Origin of the sequence: Azospirillum melinis (assembly GCF_013340935.1) — a bacterium.
GTDB lineage: Bacteria > Pseudomonadota > Alphaproteobacteria > Azospirillales > Azospirillaceae > Azospirillum > Azospirillum melinis.
This window is the reverse complement of the sequence record NZ_WHOS01000003.1, coordinates 172,753-190,184: the sequence shown is the minus strand read 5'-3', so window position 1 is coordinate 190,184 and position 17,432 is coordinate 172,753. Positions and strand designations below refer to the sequence as shown.

At 65.5% G+C, this 17,432-nt stretch carries 19 protein-coding genes; 12 read left to right on the top strand and 7 right to left on the bottom strand.

The features are described 5' to 3' along the window. Positions 1–2: 2 nt before the first annotated feature. Positions 3–242: a DUF1127 domain-containing protein gene (locus GBZ48_RS04140; RefSeq protein ID WP_174469853.1), complete on the bottom strand. Its 240-nt coding sequence runs from the start codon at positions 240–242 to the stop codon at positions 3–5. Positions 243–415: 173 nt separating this feature from the next. On the opposite strand from GBZ48_RS04140, the gene GBZ48_RS04135 reads away from it, so the two are divergent. From GBZ48_RS04135 to GBZ48_RS04110, 6 genes are all read left to right on the top strand, one after another. Beyond that, positions 416–1,303, top strand: a complete 888-nt coding sequence (locus GBZ48_RS04135; protein ID WP_174469852.1) for a transcriptional regulator GcvA — start codon at positions 416–418, stop codon at positions 1,301–1,303. Between the two features lie 57 nt (positions 1,304–1,360). Further along, positions 1,361–2,335 carry an aspartate carbamoyltransferase catalytic subunit gene (locus tag GBZ48_RS04130; RefSeq protein ID WP_098739924.1) on the top strand — a complete coding sequence of 325 codons (975 nt, stop codon included), beginning with the start codon at positions 1,361–1,363 and terminating at the stop codon, positions 2,333–2,335. An 11-nt stretch (positions 2,336–2,346) separates the two neighbouring features. Then, positions 2,347–3,642 (top strand): dihydroorotase, encoded by a 1,296-nt coding sequence (locus GBZ48_RS04125; RefSeq protein ID WP_174469851.1) that lies wholly within the window; start codon positions 2,347–2,349, stop codon positions 3,640–3,642. Positions 3,643–3,646: 4 nt separating this feature from the next. Continuing rightward, positions 3,647–4,246 carry a glycerol-3-phosphate 1-O-acyltransferase PlsY gene (plsY, locus tag GBZ48_RS04120; protein ID WP_174469850.1) on the top strand — a complete coding sequence of 200 codons (600 nt, stop codon included), beginning with the start codon at positions 3,647–3,649 and terminating at the stop codon, positions 4,244–4,246. Between the two features lie 240 nt (positions 4,247–4,486). Then, complete coding sequence (locus GBZ48_RS04115; protein WP_174469849.1) at positions 4,487–6,439, top strand: acetoacetate--CoA ligase; 1,953 nt, start codon at positions 4,487–4,489, stop codon at positions 6,437–6,439. After that, complete coding sequence (locus GBZ48_RS04110; protein WP_343049222.1) at positions 6,429–6,899, top strand: hypothetical protein; 471 nt, start codon at positions 6,429–6,431, stop codon at positions 6,897–6,899. The genes GBZ48_RS04115 and GBZ48_RS04110 overlap by 11 nt, the downstream gene beginning before the upstream one ends. Before the next feature lie 54 nt (positions 6,900–6,953). Here the strand turns inward: GBZ48_RS04110 and GBZ48_RS04105 are convergent, their stop codons facing one another. Further along, positions 6,954–7,946 (bottom strand): TerC family protein, encoded by a 993-nt coding sequence (locus GBZ48_RS04105; protein ID WP_174469970.1) that lies wholly within the window; start codon positions 7,944–7,946, stop codon positions 6,954–6,956. A gap of 435 nt (positions 7,947–8,381) precedes the next feature. Between GBZ48_RS04105 and GBZ48_RS04100 the strand changes: the two genes are divergently transcribed. Together GBZ48_RS04100 and GBZ48_RS04095 are read left to right on the top strand one after the other, a co-directional pair. Further along, on the top strand, positions 8,382–8,657 hold the full coding sequence (locus GBZ48_RS04100; protein ID WP_012974184.1) for an HU family DNA-binding protein: 276 nt from the start codon (positions 8,382–8,384) through the stop codon (positions 8,655–8,657). Between the two features lie 34 nt (positions 8,658–8,691). Beyond that, complete coding sequence (locus GBZ48_RS04095) at positions 8,692–9,102, top strand: Ros/MucR family transcriptional regulator (protein ID WP_109096302.1); 411 nt, start codon at positions 8,692–8,694, stop codon at positions 9,100–9,102. Between the two features lie 378 nt (positions 9,103–9,480). On the opposite strand, the gene GBZ48_RS04090 is transcribed toward GBZ48_RS04095, so the two are convergent. Continuing rightward, positions 9,481–9,753: a hypothetical protein gene (locus GBZ48_RS04090; protein ID WP_174469848.1), complete on the bottom strand. Its 273-nt coding sequence runs from the start codon at positions 9,751–9,753 to the stop codon at positions 9,481–9,483. Between the two features lie 66 nt (positions 9,754–9,819). On the opposite strand from GBZ48_RS04090, the gene rpoH reads away from it, so the two are divergent. Beyond that, the gene (gene rpoH / locus GBZ48_RS04085) at positions 9,820–10,710 is read left to right on the top strand and encodes an RNA polymerase sigma factor RpoH (RefSeq protein ID WP_174469847.1); all 891 of its coding nucleotides are present in this window, start codon (positions 9,820–9,822) and stop codon (positions 10,708–10,710) included. Positions 10,711–11,064: 354 nt separating this feature from the next. Next, entirely contained in the window at positions 11,065–12,411 is a 1,347-nt protein-coding gene (locus GBZ48_RS04080; protein WP_174469846.1) for a globin-coupled sensor protein, read from the top strand. 88 nt (positions 12,412–12,499) lie between these two features. Here the strand turns inward: GBZ48_RS04080 and GBZ48_RS04075 are convergent, their stop codons facing one another. Beyond that, positions 12,500–12,670 (bottom strand): hypothetical protein, encoded by a 171-nt coding sequence (locus GBZ48_RS04075; protein WP_174469709.1) that lies wholly within the window; start codon positions 12,668–12,670, stop codon positions 12,500–12,502. Positions 12,671–13,061: 391 nt separating this feature from the next. Here GBZ48_RS04075 and GBZ48_RS04070 point away from each other — a divergent pair, with 391 nt between their 5' ends. Continuing rightward, on the top strand, positions 13,062–13,718 hold the full coding sequence (locus GBZ48_RS04070) for a GNAT family N-acetyltransferase (RefSeq protein ID WP_174469845.1): 657 nt from the start codon (positions 13,062–13,064) through the stop codon (positions 13,716–13,718). A gap of 33 nt (positions 13,719–13,751) precedes the next feature. Here GBZ48_RS04070 and GBZ48_RS04065 read toward each other — a convergent pair whose 3' ends face one another. Then, positions 13,752–14,255, bottom strand: a complete 504-nt coding sequence (locus GBZ48_RS04065; protein ID WP_174469844.1) for a hypothetical protein — start codon at positions 14,253–14,255, stop codon at positions 13,752–13,754. Positions 14,256–14,495: 240 nt separating this feature from the next. Between GBZ48_RS04065 and GBZ48_RS04060 the strand changes: the two genes are divergently transcribed. Next, positions 14,496–15,614: an alpha/beta fold hydrolase gene (locus GBZ48_RS04060; protein ID WP_246306964.1), complete on the top strand. Its 1,119-nt coding sequence runs from the start codon at positions 14,496–14,498 to the stop codon at positions 15,612–15,614. A gap of 20 nt (positions 15,615–15,634) precedes the next feature. Here the strand turns inward: GBZ48_RS04060 and GBZ48_RS04055 are convergent, their stop codons facing one another. Beyond that, positions 15,635–16,492: an alpha/beta fold hydrolase gene (locus tag GBZ48_RS04055; protein WP_211105621.1), complete on the bottom strand. Its 858-nt coding sequence runs from the start codon at positions 16,490–16,492 to the stop codon at positions 15,635–15,637. A gap of 37 nt (positions 16,493–16,529) precedes the next feature. Then, on the bottom strand, positions 16,530–17,429 hold the full coding sequence (locus GBZ48_RS04050) for a lytic transglycosylase domain-containing protein (RefSeq protein WP_246306963.1): 900 nt from the start codon (positions 17,427–17,429) through the stop codon (positions 16,530–16,532). Positions 17,430–17,432: the final 3 nt, after the last annotated feature.

The following is a 17,432-nucleotide window of genomic DNA, read 5'->3' as shown; positions in this document are numbered from 1 at the left end:
GCTCAACCCCGCCAGAACGGCTTCTCGGCCTCATAGTCGGCGTCGGCACGGGAAATACCGATGTCCGACAGCAGGTGATCGGGCAAGGCCTCCAGCGCGCGGCGCTGCCGGCGACGCTCGTTCCAAGTGGCGAGGCGGTCGAACAGCGACATCACGCGCTCGCCCAGACCGGGGTTGGTCTGCACCGGCTTGGCGACGAACAGCTCTGCGGCGGAAAACTGCGACTGCGTTCCCTTTGCCATGATTCGATTTCCTTCGCTGGATGGGGAGCGGGGCCTCAGCCTCGCCGCTCCGTTCAGTGTGATCGCTTGTGAAACTGAGGATGGGGCATGGAACGCTTGCCGACAAACGACGCTTTCTCATAGAATCGATTAGCTTTGCTAATCCGAACCCACCTCCTGCCCAGAACCGCCCCATGTCCCGCCGTCTGCCCCCTCTGAACGCGCTGCGCGCCTTCGAAGCCGCCGCCCGCCATCTTTCCTTCACAAAGGCCGCCGAGGAACTGCATGTGACGCAGGCGGCCGTCAGCCATCAGATCAAGGCGCTGGAGGAGTGGCTCGGATTACCGCTGTTTCGCCGAATGAACCGGGCGCTGGCGCTGACCGAGGCCGGGCAGAGCTACCTGCCGCCGGTGCGCGAGGCGATGGACACGCTGTCCCAGGCGACCGACCGGCTGATCCGCGCCGACAGCAGCGGCACGCTGACCATCTCCACCATGCCCAGCTTCGCGTCGAAATGGCTGGTGCCGCGGCTGGTCCGCTTCCAGAAGCGTCATCCCGATATGGACGTGCGGGTCCACAGCACGGCGCAGGTGGTCGATTTCGCCCGTCACGACGTCGATCTGGCGATCCGCTTCGGCAACGGACTGTGGCCGGACCTGCGGGTGGAGCGGCTGTTGACGGAGGACATCTTCCCGGTCGGCCATCCATCTCTGCTGTCCGGCAAGCGGCCGCTGGTCAATCCGGAGGATCTGCGGCACCACACGCTGCTGCACGACGACTACAACATTTCCTGGGCGGTGTGGTGCCGGGTGGCGGGGATCGACGGGGTGGACACCGAACGCGGCCTGCGGTTCGACGATTCGTCCTTCACCCTCCAGGCGGCGATCAACGGCCACGGCATAGCACTCGCCCGCGGCGTGCTGGTGGCCGACGACATCGCCGCCGGGCGGCTGGTCCGCCTGTTCGATGTGCGGTTGCCGGGAAGCCTCGCCTATTACGTCGTGGCACCGCAGCATTATTTTTCCCGGCCCAAGGTGAAGGCCTTCTACGACTGGTTGTTCGAAGAGGCGGGAGCGGTGTGAAAACGGCCGCATGGAGCGGCTTGCGGGCGTAACGGACCGCTCCTATAGTCCGCGGCCATGAGCGCGAACCCGCCCCCCGACACGGTCTTCCCGCACCGCCACCTTCTCGGAATCGAGGGGCTGCGGGCCGGCGAGATCACCCAGATTCTCGACCTCGCCGATGGCTATGTCGAGCAGAACCGCCGCCCCGTGAAGAAGTCCAACCTGTTGGACGGCCGCACGCAGGTGAACCTGTTCTTCGAGAACTCCACCCGCACCCGCACCAGCTTCGAGCTGGCCGGCAAGCGGCTGGGGGCCGACGTCATCAACATGTCGACCGACAGCAGCTCGGTGAAGAAGGGCGAGACCCTGATCGACACGGCGATGACGCTGAACGCCATGCACCTCGACGCGCTGGTGGTGCGCCATGCCGATTCAGGTGCCGTCAAGCTGCTGGCCGACAAGGTCAACTGCTCCGTCATCAACGCCGGCGACGGCCACCACGAACACCCGACCCAGGCCTTGCTCGACGCGCTGGCGATCCGCCGCCGCCTCGGCCGGCTGGACGGGCTGATCGTGGCGATCTGCGGCGACATCCTGCACAGCCGCGTCGCGCGCTCCAACATCCACCTGCTGAACGCCATGGGTGCCCGGGTGCGCTGCGTGGCGCCGCCAACCCTGCTGCCGTCGCAGATCGAACGGTTGGGCGTCGAGGTCCACCACTCGATGAAGGCCGGCCTGCGCGACGCCGACGTGGTGATGATGCTGCGCCTGCAGACCGAGCGGATGAGCGGCCAGTACGTCCCCTCCACCCGGGAATACTTCTACTTCTACGGCCTTGATTACGAGAAGCTGGAGGTGGCGAAGCCCGATGCGGTCATCATGCACCCCGGTCCGATGAACCGCGGCGTGGAGATCGATTCGGAGGTCGCGGACGATCTCAAACGCTCGATGATCCTCGATCAGGTGGAGTTGGGCGTGGCCGTCCGCATGGCCGTGCTCGACCTGCTGACCCGTGAACGCCGCCAGTCCGACCTTGCGGGAGCCGTCTGATGAGTGGCCCGATGAGTGCGCGTACCGTTTACCGCAACGCCCGCCTGCTCGATCCGGCGACGGGCCTCGATCAGCGCGGTGACCTGCTGATCGATGGCGAGACCATCGCCGATTTCGGCCCCGGCCTGTTCAACGACGCCACGCCCGAAGGTGCGGAGGTGATCGACCTCGCCGGCCAGTGCCTCGCTCCTGGCCTTGTCGATATGCGGGTGCTGATCGGCGAACCGGGCGAGGAAGAAAAGGACACGATCAAGAGCGCGTCGCGCGCCGCGGCAGCCGGCGGCATCACCGCCATGGCGCTGCTGCCCAATACCGACCCGGTGCTGGACGAGGTCGCCGGCCTTGAGTTCATCGCGCGGCGTGCCCGCGAGGTTAAGCTGGTCAAGGTCTTTGCCTACGGCTCCGCCACCCGCGGCACCGAAGGCAACGAGATCACCGAGATGGGCCTGCTCGGGCAGGCCGGCGCGGTCGCCTTCACCGACGGCATCAAGGCCATCGTCAGCGCCAAGACCATGCGCCGGGCGCTGAGCTACGCCAAGACCTTCGGCAAGCTGATCGTCCAGCACCCCGAAGAGCCCTCGCTGGCGTCGGGCGGCATGATGAATTCCGGCGAGATCGCCACCCGCCTCGGCCTCGTCGGCATCCCGCGCGAGGCCGAGATCATCATGATCGAGCGCGACCTGCGGCTGGCGGAGCTGACCGGCGGGCGCCTGCACTTCGCCCACGTCACCACCGGCGAATCCGTCGACCTGATCCGCCGCGCCAAGGCGCGCGGGCTGAAGGTGACCTGCGACACCGCCCCGCACTATTTCGCCCTGACCGAGACCGACGTCGGCGACTACCGCACCTATGCCAAGGTGTCGCCGCCGCTGCGCGGCGAGATGGACCGCCGCGCCATCGTCGAGGGGCTGGCCGACGGCACCATCGACGCCATCGCCTCCGACCATGTGCCGCAGGACCAGGACCAGAAGCGCCTGCCCTTCGCCCAGGCCGCCCCCGGCGTCATCGGGCTGGAGACGCTGTTCCCGCTGACGCTGGAACTGGTGCACAAGGGCCGGATGCCGCTGCTGAAGGCGCTGGCCTGCGTCACCGCCAATCCGGCGGCCATCCTCGACTTGCCCCTGGGCCGCCTCGTCAAGGGCGGGGCGGCCGATCTGGTCGTCTTCGATGCCGACGTGCCGTGGCAGATCGACGTCAGCCGCTTCAAGTCGAAGTCGAAGAACTCGCCTTTCGAGAACCGGCCGGTCCAGGGCCGGCCGCTGCGCACCATCGTCGACGGCCGCACCGTCTGGCAGGCGGAGGGCTGATACGGTGCTGACCCTCCTGCTCGCCGCCCTGCTGGGCTACCTGCTGGGCTCGATCCCCTTCGGGCTGGTGCTGACCCGGATGGCCGGTCTGGGCGACATCCGCCAGATCGGCTCCGGCAACATCGGCGCCACCAACGTGCTGCGCACCGGCAACAAGCCTTTGGCGCTGGCGACCCTGCTGCTCGACAGCGGCAAGGGGGCCATCGCGGCTCTGCTGGCCCTGTGGTGGGCCGGACCGGAAGCGGCTGTTCTGGCCGCCGGCGGCGCCATGCTGGGCCACAGCTTCCCGGTCTGGCTGGGCTTCAAGGGCGGCAAAGGGGTGGCGACCGCCATCGGTGTCCTGCTGGCGATCTCCTGGCCGGTCGGGCTGCTGGCCTGCCTGACCTGGATCGTCATGGCGGCGCTGTTCCGTATCTCGTCGCTGTCGGCGCTGACGGCTCTCGGCCTCAGCCCGCTGACCGGCTGGTATTTCGGCGGACCGCTGGTCGGCGGGCTCTGCCTGTTCATCGCCGTGCTGGTCTTCATCCGGCACGAGGCGAACATCCGGCGCCTGCTGAAAGGCGAGGAGCCGAAGATCGGCGCCGGCAAGAAGAAGGCCGCCTGACCGCAGCCAGACAGAACGATCATATGGGGCGGGGAGGAAACTCCCCGCCCTTTTCGTTTGCAGCGCCTTGATTCCGTTACCATTGCCCTCCACCACCCTATCCGATTTCGCCCACCCGGACGCAGACAACCGGTGCGGCCATGCGCTATGCTGCACGGCAATCCGGGGCACGAACAAGCAACCCGGCAGGAGAGCCGGCCGCTGGGGCCGGTCGAAAACGAGACGCTGAGGGAACCGAGAATGGACACTCCGCTGTGGAGCCCGAGTGAGGAGCGCATCGCGCAGGCCAACCTGACCGCCTTCCGCGCGGCGGCGAACGCGCGATTCGGACTGCGGCTGGACGATTACGACGCGCTCTACAACTGGTCGATCGCGGAGAAGGAGCGGTTCTGGCGCTTCCTGTGGGAATGGGCCGGGCTGACCGGCGATCTCGGTGCCGTCGATCTGCTGGACGGCGACAGGATGCCGGGCGCCCGCTGGTTCCCGGAAGCCCGCCTCAGCTATGCCGAGAACCTGCTGGCCGGCGCGCCGGACGACACTGCGGTCGTCTTCTGGGGCGAGGACAAGGTGAAGTACCGCTGGAGCGGGGCGGAGCTGAAGGCCACCGTCTCCCGCCTTCAGCAGGCGCTGAAGGCCAAGGGCGTCGGCAAGGGCGACCGCGTCGCCGCCATCATGCCGAACATGCCGGAAACGCTGGCGGCGATGATCGCCACCACCAGCCTGGGCGCGGTGTGGTCGTCCTGCTCGCCCGATTTCGGCATCCAGGGCATCACCGACCGCTTCGGCCAGATCGAGCCGAAGGTGGTCTTCGCCCCCGACGCCTACTGGTACAACGGCAAGAGCCACGACGTCCGCGCCAAGGTGGCCGAAGTCCTCAAGGATCTGCCGACCGTCGTCGCCACCGTCATCGTGCCCTATGTCGACAAGGATCCCGACCTGTCGGCGATCACCGGCGCCGTCGGCTTCCACGACTTCATGGCGCCCCATCCGGTGGCCGAGCCGACCTTCGAACGGGTCGAATTCGATCACCCGCTGTTCATCCTCTATTCTTCCGGCACCACCGGAAAGCCGAAATGCATCGTCCACGGCACCGGCGGCACCATCCTTCAGCATGTGAAGGAGCACCGGCTGCACTGCGACCTCAAGCCCGGCGACCGGCTGTTCTACTTCACCACCTGCGGCTGGATGATGTGGAACTGGCTGGTGACCGGATTGGCCAGCGGCACCACGCTGGTCCTCTATGACGGCTCGCCCTTCGCCCCCACCGGCAATATCCTGTTCGACTATGCCGATGCGGAACAGGTGACGCTGTTCGGCACCTCGGCCAAGTTCATCCAGTCGCTGGAAAAGTCCGGGCTGGAGCCGATGAAGACCCATTCCCTCGCCAGCGTCCGCGCCCTGGCCTCCACCGGCTCTCCGCTGATGCCGGAGAATTTCGAGTTCGTCTATCGCTCGATCAAGCAGGACCTCCATCTCGCCTCGATCAGCGGCGGCACCGACATCATGTCCTGCTTCGTGCTGGGCAACCCGATCTCGCCGGTGTGGAAGGGCGAGATCCAGACGCGCGGCCTCGGCATGGCGGTGGAGGCATTCGACGACAACGGCCATGCCGTCCGCGGCGAGAAGGGCGAACTGGTCTGCACCCGCCCCTTCCCCAGCATGCCCATCGGCTTCTGGGCCGATCCGGACGGCTCGAAATACCGCTCCGCCTATTTCGACCGCTTCCCCAACATCTGGGTGCATGGCGACTTCATCGAGCAGACGGAGCATGGCGGCTGGGTCATCTATGGCCGCTCGGACGCGGTGCTCAACCCGGGCGGCGTGCGCATCGGCACGGCGGAGATCTACCGTCAGGTCGAGCAGCTGCCGGAAATCATGGAGGCGGTCTGCATCGGCCAGGAATGGGATGGCGACGTCCGCGTCGTGCTGTTCGTCGTGCTGCGCGAGGGGATGAAACTGGACGATGCTCTTGCCGCCACCATCCGCAAGCGGATCAAGGACAACTGCTCGCCCCGCCATGTTCCGGCGAAGATCGTGCAGGTCACCGACATCCCGCGCACCCGCTCGGGCAAGATCACCGAGCTGGCGGTGCGCGACGCCGTCCACGGCCGGCCGATCAAGAACACGGAAGCGCTGTCCAACCCGCAGGCGCTCGACGAGTTCCGCGAGCGGACGGAACTGAGTGGGGCCTGAGGTGGCGCCGCCGCTGTTCCTCGACCTCGACGGCGTGCTTGCCGATTTCGACCGTGGCGTCGTCGCGGCCACCGGCAAGCGGCCGGAACAGCTGGCGATGAAGGAGATGTGGCGGGCGCTGTCCCGGCATGCCGACTTCTTCGGCACGCTGGAGTTCATGCACGACGCGCAGGAGCTTTGGAGCTTCTGCGCGCCGCACCGGCCGACCATCCTGACCGGCCTGCCGCTCGGCAGCTGGGCGCCGGAGCAGAAGACGCGCTGGGTCGCCCGCATGCTGGGGGCCGATGTCCCGGTCATCACCTGCATGGCCCGCGACAAGGCCCGCTACGCCACTCCCGGCGCCATCCTGGTCGACGACCGCGAGAAGGCCCGCAAGCCTTGGGAAACGGCCGGTGGGCGATTCATCCTCCACCGCAATGCCGCGGACAGCATCGCCGAACTGGCGAAGCTGGGGTTCTGAGAATGACGGAAAGGGCGGCACCGGCGTGCCGCCCCCCAGCGTCGAACGGCACGGTTACTCGGCTGCCACCGCCTTGTTTTCGCGGCTGGTCTTCCATAGCGACACCGCCACGCCACCGCCGATGAGGGCGAAGGTTACGCCCAGCGCGATCAGCGGGTCGGGCTTGCCGAAGAACTGCGTGTAGAAAATCTTGCCGCCGATGAACACCAGCACCAGCGCCAGGGCGTATTTCAGGTAACGGAAGCGGTGGACCATCGCAGCCAGGGCGAAATACAGCGCGCGCAGGCCCAGAATGGCGAAGATGTTGCTGGTATAGACCAGATACGGATCGGTGGTGATGGCGAAGATCGCCGGCACGCTGTCCACCGCGAAGACCAGATCGGCCAGTTCGACCATGATCAGCGCCAGCAGCAGCGGCGTCGCCGTCCAGCGCATCGCGCCGCTGTCGCCCATCGGCTCCTTGACGAGGAAGTGATGGCCGTGGAAGCGGTCGGTGACGCGGATGTGGCGCTTTACGAACCGGAGCGCGACATTCTCGCCCAGGTTGGTCTCCTCGTCCTTCGCGAACAGCATCTTGATGCCGGTCAGCAGCAGGAAGGCGCCGAAGACGTAGAGAATCCAATGGAATTCCGACACCAGCGCCGCACCGGCGCCAATCATCAGGCCGCGCAGCACAATGACGCCCAGGATGCCCCAGAACAGCACCCGGTGCTGCAATTCGCGCGGCACGGCGAAATAGCTGAAGATCAGCGATATGACGAAGACGTTGTCGAGTGACAGGCTCTTTTCGACGAAAAAGCCGGTATAAAACTGCAAGCCGGCTTCGCCGCCCATCGACCACCAGACCCAGCCGCCGAAGAGCATCGCCACTGTGATGTAGAATGCGGAGAGCTTCAGGCTCTCGCCGACGCCGATGACATGGTCGCGGCGGTTCAAGATACCCAGGTCCAGCACCAGAAGGGTCAGGACAATGCCGACGAATACCAACCAAATCCAGACCGGTTTTCCCAAAAATTCGAGAAAAACAGTCGCTAACAAACTGTCCATCGCAAAACCCACTTGATGACGCTGCGTGAGCGGAGAGATCAAGCGGTTCCGACATCACGACCGACGCCTCGATCGTCAGAGGGGCCCGGACCCGAACTTGCCAGCAGATGGTGTCGCTCTGCCGCGGGTCAAGACCGTGATAAAGAGCGAACCCACCCGTTAAGCAAAAGCACCGCTCAGCATCTTTCGCTGACCTTTGCGAGTCGCAGCTCCGACAGCGTGTCTGAGATGCCGAAGCCCTGGAAATCTGCAACGGTGGCGAACGAAACGCCACCCGAACCCTGTACTTGATGCAGCGACGCCACAGATGGCGAACGAATGACCCGCAAGAAAAACACCAAGGGTTGCCCGATCTGTGTTCGCTCTTGTGCGGATGGTGCCGTTCTGCCAATAACTCCGAAAAACCGAAACCAAACCGAACAAATGGAGTTTTGCATGAACCAGGCCGAGCTGATCGAAACCGTCGCCACCAACGCCGGCATTAAGAAGGCCGACGCGGCCAAGGTCGTTCAGGCTGTGTTCGAGGGCATCTCCGGCGCGCTGGGCCGCGGCGAAGATGTGCGCCTGGCCGGTTTCGGCATCTTTGAGGTGGCCGAGCGCGCCGCCCGTGAAGGCCGCAACCCGCGCACCGGCGAAGTCGTGGCGATCGCCGCCTCCAAGGCTCCGAAGTTCAAGCCGGCCAAGCAGCTGCGCGATCTGGTGAACGGCTGATCCGCCCGCATCCGCGTCACAAGGGATCGCAGCCATGACCATCGATCAAACCGAACTGCAGTCGCTGACCGCCAAGGTCGTTGCCGCCTATGTCGGCAACAACTCGGTGCCGGTACAGGAATTGCCCACGCTGATCAACAGCGTCCAGATCGCTTTCCGCAATTTGGGCGACGACAAGCCGGCCCCGGCCAAGGCCGAACTGGTCCCGGCCGTCGCGATCAAGAAGTCGGTCACACCGGAATTCATCGTCTGTCTGGAAGACGGAAAGAAGCTGAAGATGCTGAAGCGGCATCTGAAGACCGTCTACGACATGACGCCGGACGAATACCGCGCCAAGTGGGGCCTGCCGCCGGAATACCCGATGGTTGCCCCGAACTATGCCAAGGCGCGTTCGGAAATGGCGACCAAGCTCGGGCTTGGCCGCAAGCGTGCGGCGGCCGAATAACGGCCTTCCGTCCATTGCTGCTCGATCGGGCGCGTCCTTCGGGACGCGCCTTTTTCTTTGTCCCAGCCCCGGCCCCGCTCAACACTGCCGCACTCCGCCCGGGCTACCTCGCTGCCCCGGTGTCGTCATATGACCAATGTTCGGGTGGCGATGTGGCTCGGCCTTCCCATCTAGGGTTCCGGTATGGTTGAGGGACCACGGGCGGTTCTATCACCATCCTCATCGCAGAGGCATAGTCGCCTCCCGCCAATCCGATCGACCGGGGGATTGCCTGCCTCCGTTCCCTTTCGCAGATGCGGTATGACGATGATGTCCGGCCATAAGTTCGACCGGCCGATTGGAGATGAACCGCTCGCCCGTAAGTCACCCGGCCGAAGGTCAGGGGTCATAGAAACGCCTCTCTTCCAGACTGCCGGTGCGGGTGGAAGAAGAGCCTGGGTATACGCCGAAAAACACCCGAAACACGCCCTTTACAGGGTTGATCGGTCGCATTTCTGCGGCCACATTAACAGTGTCATAAGGACGCAGTTCCTTAAGACGACAGGCAAAATACAGACCCCAATACAAACCAGAGCCGGCCAGAGCCGATAGAGGCGGACGATATTCCTGCGTCCGCCAATGGATCATCGCCTCTAAGGCGATCCCCGCCATGGGCCCCGACCGGGCTGGCCTTGGAAAAGAGGCCGTTCCGGGAAGCGTTGGAGAGGAGGCAATCGCGTGCTGAAGAAACTGCTGACCGGTGAAAACGCCAGCCTGACCCGCTACATCGAGGAGTCGAAGCGCTTCCCGATCCTTGCCCCGGATGTCGAGCGCGACCTCGCCATCGCCTGGCGCGAGCGCGGGAATCCGCAGGCCCTGGAGCAGCTCGTGGGCAGCCATCTCCGCCTCGTCATCAAGATCGCCCGCGGCTTCGGCGGCTATGGCCTGCCGCTGGTCGATCTGGTCGCAGAGGGCAATGTCGGCCTGATGCAGGCGGCCCAGAAATTCGATCCGCAGCGCGGCTTCCGCTTCGCCACCTACGCCACTTGGTGGATCCGCGCGGCGATCCAGGAATACATCCTGCACAGCTGGTCGCTGGTGAAGATGGGCACCACCGCCGCGCAAAAGAAGCTGTTCTTCAACCTGCGCCGGCTGAAGAGCCAGATGGCCGAGCTGGAACAGGGCGACCTGTCGCCGGAGACCGTCGCCACCATCGCTGCCGAACTGGACGTGCCGGAGACCGAGGTGGTGGAAATGAACCGCCGTCTCGCCGCCAACGACAGCTCGCTCGACGCCACCCTCTCGTCCGATGGCGAAACCAACTGGCTGGAACTGCTGGCCGATGAGCGGCCCACCCAGGATGCCATGCTGGCCGAGGCCGACGAACTGGCGCTGCGCCGCCGGCTGGTCGGACAGGCGCTGGACCGGTTGGACGCCCGCGAACGCCGCATCCTCTTCGAACGCCGCCTGAAGGACGACCCCTCGACCCTGGAAGCGCTGAGCCAGCAATTCTCGGTTTCGCGCGAACGGGTGCGCCAGATCGAAGTGCGGGCTTTCGAGAAGCTCCAAAAGGCGGTGCTCAGCGCGGCGCAGGCCCTGCGCCGCCCGGCCACCCCGATGGTGGCCTGAACGGACATCGTTCTCCCGTCCGGCTGCTTGGCTGCCGGACGGGACATATGCGGAACCGGCCACGCCGCGCTCCGCATCGTTCCAGCGGGCTGTCGGCCCGCCTGTTGCCTCCAGACCTGTAACCTTCACGCCGGCGGTGCCCATGGCCCCGCCGGCCTTTTCTTTTGTGGACTGTTTCGGCTTCGATCCCAGCCGGCTGCAATCCGATGCGTTGGCTGCCGCTTAAGGGCGTCATGCGACAAAGTGACAGGTTCAAAGTTGCGAATGCCTGCGCATGATGTGCGGCCCGCGGGAAAGATTGCATTTTCGCCAATTCTTAGTACGCTAGTCATATCACAAATGGGAGAGGGCTCCATGCCGAACGCTGCCCAGACTCAATCGATTGTCGACCGCATCACCTTCTTGCGCATCGACGAGGCGACGAAGGCAACCCTGCGGGAGTTCCAGCCCTATCTGGCGCAGCGCATCGATCAAATTCTGGAAGAGTTCTACGGTTACCTGCGTGCCGTGCCGCAGGTGGCGCCAATGCTGGGCAATCCAGCGGTGACCAGCCGCGCCCGCGACCTGCAGAAGCAGCATTGGCTGCGCAACGTCTTTACCGGCACCTTCGACGAGGCTTACGTCAATCAGGTCCTGAAGATCGGCCAGACCCACCAGCGCATCGGGCTTGAACCGCGCTGGTACACCGGCGCCTATTGCTTCACCCTGAACAAGCTGATCGAGCTGGCGACCCAGATCTACCGCAAGAAGCCGGAAAAGCTGTCGCAGCTACTCCAGGCGATCAACAAGGCGGTGTTCCTGGACATGGACCTCGCCACCTCCGTCTATATCGACTTGAACACTGCGGCGATCATCGCGCGGGAACTGGGCAGCACCGCCGACAGTTTCGAACGCGAAGTCAAGGGTGTGGTCCAGGCGGTGGCGAGTGCTGCCCAGCAGCTGCAGGGCACTGCCCAGGCTATGAGCCGCACGGCGGAAACCACCAGCGAGCAGTCGACCCAGGTCGCCGCCGCCGCCGAGGAGGCCTCGGTCAACATCCAGACCGTCGCCGCGGCGGCGGAGGAGTTGACCGCCTCGATCGGCGAAATCAGCCATCAGGTGACCCAGTCGGCCGCCATCGCCAACGCCGCGATGACCGAGGCCGAGCGGACCAATGCCACCGTGCAGGGCTTGGCCGATGCCGCCAGCCGCATCGGACAGGTGGTTAAGCTGATCCATGACATCGCCAGCCAGACCAATCTGCTTGCCTTGAACGCCACCATCGAGGCGGCGCGTGCCGGTGAGGCCGGCAAGGGCTTCGCCGTCGTGGCGAGCGAGGTGAAGAGCCTCGCCAACCAGACCGCCAAGGCAACGGAGGAGATCAATTCGCAGATCGGCGCCGTCCAGGGGGCAACCCAGGAGGCCGTCGGGGCCATCCGGTCCATCTCCGGCACCATCGCCCGCATCAACGAGATCTCCACCTCCATCGCCACGGCCATGGAAGAGCAAGGCGCCGCCACGACGGAGATCGCCCGCAACGTGCAGCAGGCTTCGATCGGCACCCGCGAGGTCAGCGAAACCATCGTCGCGGTGAACGCTTCGGCCAACAATGCCGGTGAAGAGGCCCGTCAGGTTCTGGAGGCGACCAACGAACTGTCGCGCCAGTCGGGAACCCTGAGGTCCGAGGTCGAGCGGTTCCTGACCCGCGTCCGCGCCGGCTGATCCGTTTCACGGTACAGGGTTGAAGAAAGGGCGCGTTCCCAGGAACGCGCCCTTTCTCATTGTCCAGGCTTGGCCGTGATGCGACCGCTCAAGGCAGCGTGCGAACCACGAGATCGCTGACCGGAATATTCTCCGCCAGCGCAGCGCGGCGAACCTCGTCAACGCTGCGCCAATGGCTGTGACCGCCGAGGCTGGTCATAACTCCACCGCGCATCGCCACGAATAAACCAGTACGTCCCAGATTGACGATTCTCGTCATGATTCAATCCCCCGCCCGATGACGCGAATTTTAGATAAAATCGTTTTGTTCTTCATACGATAGAGAGTTTATCTCTACTCACAGATCTATCAAACAGCGTCCTCTAACGTCAATAAGACTTCTGGTATTCAACCCACTGCCGTTTTCATAGATCGTCTTTCATCCGTAAGCATCAGCCCTCTTCAGAACACCACCGGCAAATGTCTATTATTAATTTTTATCAAATTTTATTTGTTTTATATGAAGCCGCGGAAAAGGGGTGTCCCACCGAAAGCCTTATCCCAACCGCGCAGCGTGGGAACGTCCGCATGGCGTGTAGGGTTGTCAGCGAAGCCGCCCCCCGATCCATCGGCGGCACAGTGCGGGGAAAAACCTGCGAGGCATCGGCATCATGGCAACAGCACAGCGCCGCATCGGCATCCGCGGCACAGCCACCACCGCTCACTTCGGACTGGATACGGCAGAGGAGGACAGCAGCGAAGGCGGGAACAGCGAAAAGCTCGAGTTGCCGCTGACCATCCGTCCGGCAAGGCAGGAGGATTTGCCGTCGCTCGAATGGTACGGTCTGCACACACCCCATCGCGAAATCATCGCTGGCGCTTTCCGTCTTCAGGAACGCGGTGACGGCGCCATGCTGCTGGCCGACGTCAATAGTTTTCCGGTCGGCCAGATCTGCATAGATTTCCTGCGCAAGCGGCCGAGCGGCCGTGCGACCCTATGGGCATTGCGTGTGTTCCAACCCTTTCGCGGGATCGGCATCGGTGTCCGTCTGATGCGGGCAGCCGAACGGGTGGTGATCCAGCGCGGCGTGCCCTTCGCCGAACTGGGGGTGGACCGCGACAATGTCGGCGTGCTGCCCTTTTACGAACGGCTCGGCTATGAGCATTGCGGACGGGAGCGCGGGCAGTTCCTCTACCACACGCCGGAAGGCCGGCTGGTCCGCGTCGCCATCGACCAGTGGCTTCTGCACAAACGTCTGCCCGAAGCCAGTGGCGCGGCCGGTGCCCCCTTAGACCGCAGCCGGAGCCTGAAGATGGCCGGCGACTGACCCCCACGCCGCCGTTATCTATCTCGCCACCGTTTATTCGGCCGCCATCGCCATATCGCCCATGGTCGGGCCGTTTGCCGGCGTCACCAGACGCGCCACCCGCCGGCGCGGCAGGAAGATACGCGCGCCATCCAGGATGCCGCCAAGCTCGACCATCGCGTCGGTCGCCATGAGCAGTGCGACCGGCGGCAGCCAGCGGTCGAACAGTTGCGCCGCCATTTCCGCGTCGCCGCTCTGTACCGCGGCCAGGGAATCCAGCAGGGCGGCTTCGTCGATGCTGATCCGGCTGCAGGCCGGGCAGCGTATCTCCGGCCGGCGGGCGCCGGCCACCGCGAAGGTACCGAGCAGGGCGAACAGCGGCAGCAGTGCGGTGTTCGGCACACCGGCCACATTCAGACCGATGCGCATCGATGCCATCGCCCCGGCGGTACCGGCGCGGAACCACTGGCGCACACCGGTCAGCAGCGCCCGTTCGGCGGTCGTCAGGTCCGCCACCGTCCAAGGCGAGTACCGCCCCTCTTCCACCGTCCCGCACATGCCGACGCTCCTTCATCCGGTTGCAGGAACACCCTACCGCTTCCCCTCTCTAAATGCGAGTCATTCTTATTTGCGAAGCTGGCCTGTGACAAAAAACGGCCGTCCGTGACAGTGGAAACCATGGAAAGGTCGCGTTAACGAACGGCGGCAATCCTGAAGCGACTAAGCAGTTCAGGGGGATCGCTGGGCATGAGGCGGACGATTCGGGGGGTTGTTCTCGCACTGGTCGCGACAATCGGATTGGCTGTCGCCGGGGGCCTGACGGTCGCCCGCCCGGCAACGGCCCAGATCGTTCTGAAATCCGCCTACGGCGAGGCCTCGCTGGCCGGCCCGGCAAAGGCCCGCGGCGCGGTGGTCTGGAGCCACGGCCGGTCGGTGGACTCCGAAGATTCGGAAGCCCCCACCCCGCTCTACATGAAGGCAATGCGCGACGCCGGCTGGGACGTCTACCGGCTGGACCGCATGCGGGTCAGCGACACCCTGCCCAACAGCTCCCGCGCGCTCGCCGGCTATTCGGAGGCGCTGAAGGCCAAGGGCTATCGCCGGGTCGCCCTGACCGGCCAGTCCTTCGGTGCTTTCATCTCGCTGATCGCCGCCGGCCAGACCAACGCCATCGATGCCGTCGTCGCCACTGCCCCGGCCGCCTTCGGCAACTTCACCGAGGCGTTCGACAGCTACCGCGAGAACGCCGCCCAGCTCTGGCCGATCCTGCGCGAGGTCCGGCGGGCGCGGGTGATGATGTTCTTCTTCCACGGCGACGATTTCGATCCGGGCGGGCGCGCCGAGCCGGCCCGCAACATCCTGACCCAGCGCGGGTTGAGCAGCCTGATCGTCGACCAGCCATCGCTGCTGACCGGCCATGGCGCCGCCAACACAGGGCTGTTCGTCCGCCGCTTCGGCGCCTGCATCGCCCGCTTCGCGGAGGAGCCGCCGACCCCCAACGACCCGCCCTGCGACGAGACCTGGGGCCGCAGCCCGAGTGCCGAAATGCTGCAGGCCGCCCTGCCCGCGAATGCGTCGGGCTCGGCCAGGGGCAACGACGCGACCGCCACGCTGCGCCCCTATATGGGCATGTGGTACGGCAGCTACATCAACGGTCGCGAAGTCGCCCTGTCGGTGGAAAAGGCCGAGGGCGACGCCGTCTATGCCGACTATGTGCTGGGCGCCGGCATGGAATCGGACCAGCCCGCCGAACGGGTGCGCCGCAAGGGCCGGATCGAGAATGGCGAGCTGGTCTTCGACGAAAAGGGGCGCAACATCCTGCGCTACCGCCTGCGTCCGGATGGCCGTGTCGCCGCCAGCTGGCTCGACAAGGACGGCCATGGCCGGCTCGACACGGTGCTGCGCCGGGTGAACTGATTGGCCGCTCCGGAGGGCGCTCAGCCCTCCGCCAGGAAGTTGCGGACGATGGCGATCTGCTCGTCCGTCATCAGGGAGGGGGCGTGGCCGGTGTTGGCAATCTCCACCACCCGCACCAGACCGGCGGCCCCCGGTCCACGCTCCGCCATCCGCTCCGCGGTTTCGGCGCTCAGCAGGTCGGACTCGGCGCCGCGCAGGACCAGCACCGGGCAGCGCACGCGATCCCACAATGCCCACAGATCGACATCGCCGATGGGCGCCGTCTTGAACGCATCGCCAATGGCCGGATCATAGGCCAGGCGGAAACGCCCGTCGGGCAGCGGCCGGGCACTGTGCTGCGCCATGTGGCGCCAGCACTGGTCGCCGATCGTGCCGAAGCCCATCAGCACGAAACGCAGGTAGGATTCCAGCGCCGGCAAATCCTCGAACACCGGGTCCTTGCCCACGTAATCCGCAATCCGCTGCAGCCCTGCCTGGGCGATGAAGGGGCCGACATCGTTGATCACCATGCGGCGGATCGGGCTGTTGGCCTGCGCCGCCAAAGTCATGCCGATCAGCCCGCCCATCGAGGTGCCGACCCAATCGACCGTTTCCACCCCCATGCGGGCGATCAGCGCCACCATGTCGGAGCAGTATTGCGGATAGCCGTAGAGCGCCGGCACCGGCAGCCAGTCGCTGCGGCCGCGCCCGACCACGTCGGGACAGGCCACCCGCCAACCATCCGCCAAGGCCAGCGCCAGCCGGTCGAAATCGCGGCCGTTGCGCGTCAGCCCATGGACACAGACCGCCGTGCGCGCGGCATCGTCCCGCCCCCACTGGGTGTAAGCCATCCGGTGGAACCCGGCGGCGCTGAGGCCGAGGACGTGGCGTTCGGACATCGGCACGGGCGGGCACTCCTGTTCAGGATTGACGGGACTATCCCTTTTTCGGCGATTTGGCGCCGCGTGGCAACTCCGCCTCGACCGCGCGCTCCGCCGCAGCACGGATGGCCGGCATGGCCGAAGACGGCTCCGCCACCGACCCGTCGAAGGGATGGCGGGTGTTGTCATAGATGCGGTGGATGATGCGGACGTAGTTGCGCGTCTCGTCATAGGGCGGAACGCCCTTGTAACGGTCGACCGCTCCTTCCCCGGCATTGTAGCCGGCCAGCGCCAGCGTCACGTCGCCCTGGAAATAGGCCAGCAGCCAGCGCAGGTATTTCACCCCGCCGGTGATGTTCTGCTTGGGGTCGAAGACGTCGCCGACGCCGAAGCGGTCGGCCGTGTCAGGGATCAGCTGCATCAGCCCGGCAGCGTCCTTGGGCGACACCGCATCGGTGCGGAAGGCGCTTTCTGCCTGGATCACCGCCAGCACCAGCGCCGGGTCGACGCCGTATTTCGGCGCGATGCTGTTGACCAGCGCCACCACCTCCGCCGGGGGCGGCCCCATCTCCCGCACCGGACCGGCGCCGGGTCGGCACCAGGGACGGATGCGCCCCATGCGGCCGGGCACATAATTGACCAGCCGCCGCGCCTCCGGATGTCCGCGCGAGGCGGCGGCGCGCAGCCAGGCGGTGCCGAGCCGCCGGTCCTTGCGCACTCCCTTGCCGAACAGATAGCGGCGGGCCAGCCGGAACGCGGCATCGGCGTTACCCTGCTCCGCCAGCTCACAATCGCCTGATCTGGTCTTGAGTGACGGCGGCGGCAGTTCGGCCACCGCGTTCGGCTTCGCTGCGGATTTCGCATCCGCCGCCGCGGCGATGGATACCGAACCGATGCCGACGCCACTCAGCGCCAGCGCAATCAGCGGCACCATCAAGACACGACGAACGAACAAGCC